This is a genomic window from Variovorax sp. P4_D9 (assembly GCF_056401695.1).
This window is the reverse complement of the sequence record NZ_JBFUIU010000524.1, coordinates 1-6,383: the sequence shown is the minus strand read 5'-3', so window position 1 is coordinate 6,383 and position 6,383 is coordinate 1. Positions and strand designations below refer to the sequence as shown.

The 6,383-nt window shown below is 63.4% G+C and carries 5 protein-coding genes; 3 read left to right on the top strand and 2 right to left on the bottom strand.

Features of this window, described 5'->3' with window-relative positions:
* Positions 1 to 282: 282 nt before the first annotated feature.
* Positions 283 to 1,455: an ATP-binding protein gene (locus tag AC1DY5_RS37535; protein WP_478119546.1), complete on the bottom strand. Its 1,173-nt coding sequence runs from the start codon at positions 1,453 to 1,455 to the stop codon at positions 283 to 285.
* 509 nt (positions 1,456 to 1,964) lie between these two features.
* On the opposite strand from AC1DY5_RS37535, the gene AC1DY5_RS37530 reads away from it, so the two are divergent.
* Complete coding sequence (locus AC1DY5_RS37530; protein ID WP_478119545.1) at positions 1,965 to 2,384, top strand: hypothetical protein; 420 nt, start codon at positions 1,965 to 1,967, stop codon at positions 2,382 to 2,384.
* Between the two features lie 35 nt (positions 2,385 to 2,419).
* Entirely contained in the window at positions 2,420 to 3,538 is a 1,119-nt protein-coding gene (locus AC1DY5_RS37525; protein ID WP_478119544.1) for an ABC transporter substrate-binding protein, read from the top strand.
* Positions 3,539 to 4,340: 802 nt separating this feature from the next.
* On the opposite strand, the gene AC1DY5_RS37520 is transcribed toward AC1DY5_RS37525, so the two are convergent.
* Positions 4,341 to 4,940 carry a competence protein CoiA gene (locus tag AC1DY5_RS37520; RefSeq protein WP_478119543.1) on the bottom strand — a complete coding sequence of 200 codons (600 nt, stop codon included), beginning with the start codon at positions 4,938 to 4,940 and terminating at the stop codon, positions 4,341 to 4,343.
* Positions 4,941 to 5,329: 389 nt separating this feature from the next.
* Between AC1DY5_RS37520 and AC1DY5_RS37515 the strand changes: the two genes are divergently transcribed.
* A partial coding sequence (locus AC1DY5_RS37515; protein WP_478119542.1) for a hypothetical protein occupies positions 5,330 to 6,383 on the top strand: 1,054 nt, incomplete at its 3' end.

Here is a 6,383-nt window from a genome sequence, read left to right as displayed (position 1 = left end):
CGCGATCAACTCTCGCTCGGCGSGGCTGAAGCTGAAGAACGCCTGWAGCTCGAACYCGCTGARYTCGCCCGGTAGGTCACGCAGSCCGAGGTAGGACGWCTGCCAGCCTTGCATTGCCGCGCTCCTTCGCAGTTCGGGGGSCGGACACGATACGCCGCARYSMGGTGAACAGCAATGCTCACGAAATCAACAACTTAGGAACTGACCCCCCCGCCGTTGCTGGCGATGCGACCGTCAGTTTTGACACCGAAAACAAGTCGACCCCTGTGAGCGCCCTCAAGCTCACCTCGCCGGCGGATGCTGCAGGCGTTGCCAGCCGAWCACCGGCCAGTCGCTTCGTGCTTGGTCAGTGTCGCCACCATAGACGACGCTGCCGCCTTCCAGCGCATTGGGGAAGGCGGCCGCGAAACTGCGAAGGCCGCGAAAGTAATCGGTGTTGACTGTCGCGCCAGCCTTGATCTCCACGGCGCGGAGCTTCCGGCCCGAGGGAATCAGCAGATCGACTTCGTTGCCTGTCGCATCGCGAAAGAAGTACATCTCCGCCGACTCGCCCTGATTGAATCGGGTCTTGAGAGCTTCCATGATCACCAGGTTCTCGAACAAGCTGCCGAACAGCGGGTCGCGCACCACCTGGTCGGCGCTGCGCAAGCCCAGCAACCAGCAGGCCAGACCCACATCGCAAARGTACAGCTTGGGGCTCTTCACGAGCCGCTTCGATGTGTTGGTGAACCAGGGGGGAAGCACGTGCACGATGTAGCTTGTTTGAAGCAGGTCAAGCCATGCCCGCGCGGTGGCGTGCGAAACGCCGGCATCATTGCCAAGGCTCGTGAGATTCACGASCTGACCGACGCGCCCGGCGCACAGTCGTACGAAGCGTTCGAAGCGCTGCAGGTCATGAACGGCCGCCAGCTGGCGCAGGTCACGCTCTACGTATGTCGTGAAATAGTCGCCGAGCGCCTGCGAGGGGTTGAGGYCGCGGTCGTGAATGCGCGGGTAAAAGCCCGTGAGCAGTGTCTGCGCCAGCGGYGGCACCGGATGCAGCCGCGCGACCTCGGCGAGGGAGAACGGCAGCAGTCGCAAAACAGCCGTGCGGCCGGCCAACGACTGACTCACTTGGGACATGAGTTCAAACTGCTGGCTTCCCGTCAGGATGAAACGCCCCGGAGCGGGGTCGACATCGACCATCGCCTGAAGGTAGGAGGGGATCTGCGGTGCGCGCTGGATCTCGTCGACTATTGCGCCGCCTTCGATCCCTTTCAGGAAGCCTCGCGGATCCTCATTGGCGAAACGCCGGGTGTCGGGGTCTTCCAACGTGACGTAGGGCTTGTCGGGAAAGAGGTTGCGGCACAGCGTCGTCTTGCCACTCTGGCGCGGTCCCGTCAGTGTCAAGACTGGATATTGGCGCGCCAGTTCGGCGGCGAGTGGCGCCACGTCGCGAGGGATCATGTAGGCCATTCTACGCGTTTCGTGCAAATTGAAKATTTATTCTTGCATTTGCGCAGCGAYSTGGTTTTGCTGGGCCATTGGCGATGGCGCTTCGCTGTTTGCTACCGGCAAATGACGAAGCTGCAGGCGATCCTCGGCTTTGCGCACGGCGGGCCCTTCTTGATCATGTTCATCAGCTTGTCGGCGCCGATTGATCTCGGCCCCACGGGACTCCCCGGGAAGGTCCGGCGAACGTCGTTGAGGGTCCGTGCGTCATTGTCTCRACACGCAGGAGACAAGCATCAGATGCAAGCGAATCCCGCAGACGGACTCATCCGCCTGAAAGTGTCTTTACCGTAARTTTACATGCAGATACACTTGTATCAGACTTACGTTGAGCGTGAGCGGCCCTGGAGAAAGCTGGCGTCCGATGCCAAGACGCTGGCCGCACCGAATATCGCTCGTCCCTGGTAGTTCAGGTCCACTTTTCGAGGTGAATGAAACCGGCTATGCAATCCCCAGACCTGGAGACTGTTCAAATGGTCAGAGTCGCGCTGCAGGAGGTGATCTCGGCGCGTGAGCATGGCGTTCAGGCTGTGCCGTACTTCGCTCCTACCGACATTGGAACGCTCCCTSTCTGTGAGCAGGAGAAAGAGTTGAACGTCAAGGAAGAGACCGACTACGGCAATCGTGTGCGCGCCGGCATCCACATGACGCTCTCTGCGGCAGCTTCGGCGCTTGAAGTTGCCGAAGTGCTCATGAAAAACTTCGCCGTCTTGGACGCAAAGGATCGGAAACGCGAGTTGATTCGATGCTCGCTGAATGCCCGTGTTGCAAGGGATGCYGCGGCTGAAGCTGCCGCGGTCTTGTCGGGGCAGCAGGCACCAAAGTCTGATGCGATGGTGGAGATCAGACGGCTGAAGTCGGCACTTCTTCAGCGATTCGGGATCGGCGAGTAGGGGGACGTATGCTTGGTCGTCTTTCGGAGGAWCTGATGAATGGACGCGCCTTGGCCCGCTGGATTCTGGGGGCCGCCATCGCAAGCGCCATGGTGGCGAGCGCCGGCGCTGCCGACATCGTGGTCGGGCAAGTGGCACCGCTCACGGGGTTGGAAGCCAAGCAGGGGTTGGGCTACGCAGCTGGCCTGCGGCTCGCTTTCGACAGCGTCAACAAGCAAGGCGGCGTGAACGGCAATTTCACGCTCGTGCGCGCCGATGATCACAACGAGCCCGCGTCCACCGTCGAGCAGACGCGCAAGCTGGTCGCGGAGCAACGCCCGCTCGTGCTGGCCGGCTACTTCGGCAGCCGCAATCTGGCGGCGCTCCTGGCCTCCGGCATTCTGGACCAGCAGCGCCTGGCGCTCGTGGGCTATCGCACGACCGGGATTCCGCCCTCGCATCCCCTGCTGTTCAACGTGAGGGCCGACGTCCGTGACGAGCTGGCCAAGCTCACCGAGCACCTGGCGACCGTGGGCATCACCCGGCTTGGCCTGCTCCACGAGGCCGGGGCCGACGCAGTGGTCGCCGCGGCCGACGAGGCGGCCGGTCGGGCAAAGGCCGCCTTCGTCATTCGCGCCTCTTATGCACCGGACAGCAGGAGCGCCGGGACCTTGGTGGCGGCCTTTCTCAAGACCCCGCCGCWGGCCATCATCATGGTGGCCAACGGCGCCACCACGGCGGCCTTTATCGAGCGCTACCGCATGGAAGGTGGCGCGGCGCAACTGTTCGCRTACTCCGGCGCAGACATCGAGCAGCTGTCCCAGCGGCTGGGCGAGGAGCAGATGAAGGGCGTCGTCATCTCGCAGGTCACGCCAAACCCCTACAAGAAYAACAGCCGCCTCGCTCGGGAGTTCGCGGAGGTCACCAAGGCAAACAAGCTCGACATGCCGATCAGCTACGTGATGMTGGAGGGTTACATCGCCGGCCGCGTGATCATCGAGGCAGCGCGGCGGCAGGGACGCGCACCCACGCGCGAAGCAATGACTGCCGCGCTGAACGCCATGAACGACTACGAMCTCGGAGGTTATGCCGTCGGGTTCAGGCCCGGCGCGAGGGCCGGCTCGAAATATGTCGAGCTGTCCATCATCAGCAGCGAGGGCAGGATCCAGCAATAGGGCGCCTCAGCTTGGGGTGCTCCAGGTGGCGCGTTAAGAATCGCACAGACCGTGTGGATCTGTTGCCTCAGACCTCATCGAGCATCCGGCTGGCCTCTCCGCCGAGCGCGCTTTCGGCGCGGAAGTAGCCCTTCACGGTCAGCGCGGTCTTGCCGCCGACGTGTAGTCCGGGGACCAGCCGTTGAATCCGGCAGAGGGACCAGTACCCAACCTATTGCAGCTAAGCTGCTTTCGCCGATCTGTGCTCGTCTCGACATGACTAGAACGCCATCGCATTTAGACGCCTCACATTTCTCCAGCACTTAGCTCCTGAAGTATGCGCCCAAAACCAGCTTGAATGATCCCCCGGCCGGGGTAGGCAACTCGGCCAGCGTAAACGAGAGTCCGCTCGTGGGCGCCGAGCGGGCGGTGGCAGTTCCCGGTGCTCTGCGAGCTTGCGCCGCGATCTGACCGGCCGAGCGTTAACCCGTCTGCGACATGTCTTCTGCTGGCCGCGCGGCTTATCTTCCCCGGCGCGGCGTGATCTTCGAGTTCTGCCTGGGACCGTGGCGGCCAGTACCCGGTCGCGTTCCTCGGCGAGGATGGTGCGTGGAGCGGCACGCTGCTGACGGACCAGTACGCCAGCTACGCGCAACCGCCAGTCAAAACGGGTTCACCGGACGCATACCCTATGCCCACCACTTTGGCCGCCGATCGACGAAGAGCGTGCATTTCGGGATGACGAGTTTCCCCCCGGACCAGGCATCGCGCACCCGCCTCTGAAAATGCGCAGAGAGCAGCACTAGCGCGCCAGGCTCCGGCCTCACCCAGAGCTTCGAGCGTTTGTCGTAGCCGCCAGCGCTGTGCTCTCTCCGTCCTTGCGCCAGGACTGGTACGCGACGTGCAATGTGAACGGAGCGAAATGAAGGGGGCGAAGGGCCTGCCCCTGCGACCAGTAGTAGACGCGCCCGAAATAGGCAGCATGGCACCAGCGCTCCCAGGCCGATGGGCTGTACCGCTCGAAGTCGAGATCTCCGTTCGATAGAGCGACCCAGATCACTGCGATGCCGAGACGATGGTAGTTGGCGGTGCGTGCTGCGATGCCTTCAATGCCGAGGTCGCTGCGCTGCACCTCGATGGCCACAGGGACGCCGGAGATGACCGCGTAGATGTCGGCCACCGATCCGGCCAGCCGCTTCTCGAGCTCGAGGTCTGTGACATTGTCCTGGCCGCGCAGACCGTCGAAGATCGCCAGCTTCACCTGGAAGTGATCCTGCGTCTCGCCGAATCCGAGCCGGCACGATGTCGGGGCCTTGTGCGCGAAGTGGTGGATGCGGATCGGGCCCTTCCTCAGGATCAGTTCGGTCGAGCACCCTGGGCACGCGACGGGTGCATCAGTGCGCTCCGCGTCGCGAGCGAGCATCTTGAGACTGTCCAATTGGCGGGTAGCGGTTAGCAAGCCGGCATCGTAAAAGCGCTAGCGCATTGACGCAACGCGTGCACGCACCGCGAGGTAAATCGTTCAGTGGAGCGCAGGCGCACCTGGGGCAGTCGGTGCGTCGTGCCGGGCGCCCTCAAGATTCACCAGCAGCCCGTGCAGGGTCAGCATGTGAAGCGCTGGACTTCGCACGCCTTTGTTTACAAACGGGGGGCGGAATATCCGGGGAGTTCGATCTCCTTCACAGTAGGGATGCCGCACATGTCTGCGACGACTACTCTAGGGATGCGGGCGGCATGGCCATGGTTGTGCTGACGCTAGGCGTAACACCTGCGAAGCGAGCGGCACATTGTTCGCCCCTGAAGGAGAAGAGCATGGCATCGACGTCGAATCCCGAAATGCAGTCGCACGCCCACTCGACGGGCGGTGCGGGAACACCTACCGGCGGCGGCGGCGAAAACTGTGACCCGCCAGGGGCACCCCTGGAACTGCTCATGGAGCGCTTCGGTCCGACCCAGGAGCGCATCGATGCTCACATGGCGGCCCTGCTCTCACATCCGCAGGTGCGCGAGCGCCTCGTTCAAGGCGAGCATCGCCTCCTGAGTTTTGTGCTCGAGCACGACGAGGCGCCTACCGACTGTTCCCGGCATAGCGACAAGCGGGTCGATGCTTGGGCACCTGACCGGTTTGTTGCCCGAGCCTATGACTATGTTGAGAATCGGGTGCTCGAAGTGCGAGGCGCCTTACACGCGCTGGATCCACAGGTTCCAGGTGTCCTCGAGACCTCCTGGCTTGGCCATCAGCCGCTGCCCGACGGCGACGAGTTCGCTGCGGCAGTGGAGATTGTGCGGCACGAGCGGGACCTGCGCGAGCGGATTGCGAATGGCGCGATTTCGCTGTTCCGGCCGATGCCGCCGTTCATCGATCGGCAACTGCCTGACGGCCGCGTCGAGCGCACATTGGCGGTCGGGCTGCGGTCGACCCAAGCCGACTCGCCGTTCCACGAGATCGTGGGCGTCAGCATGTTCGACCGCCACGTCTTCCGCGAAGGGATCGACGGGGTGGTTCAGCGTGGTTCTCGCGTCTGCGAGCCCCCGCCAGCGCGCGACACCTTTGGCAACGGTCCTGGGACAACCGGCCAGTGCTGGGTGACGGTTACGAGCGGCGGGCAGACGCTTTGGCGCTTTCTCGCCGTGCGCCCCGCGGCATCATCCGGCACGAACGGCTCGGGAATCGAGTTGAAGTACGTCGACTACCGCGGCAAGCGTGTGCTGTTCCACGGCCATGTGCCGATTCTCAATGTCGAATACGGGTCCGACGGCCGAGCGATCGGCTGTGGACCGACCTACCGAGATTGGCAGAACTCGGAAACGCCGTTCGAGGCCACCGGCACGAACGTGGCGCCTGGCTTTCTGCTGTGCCCGACAC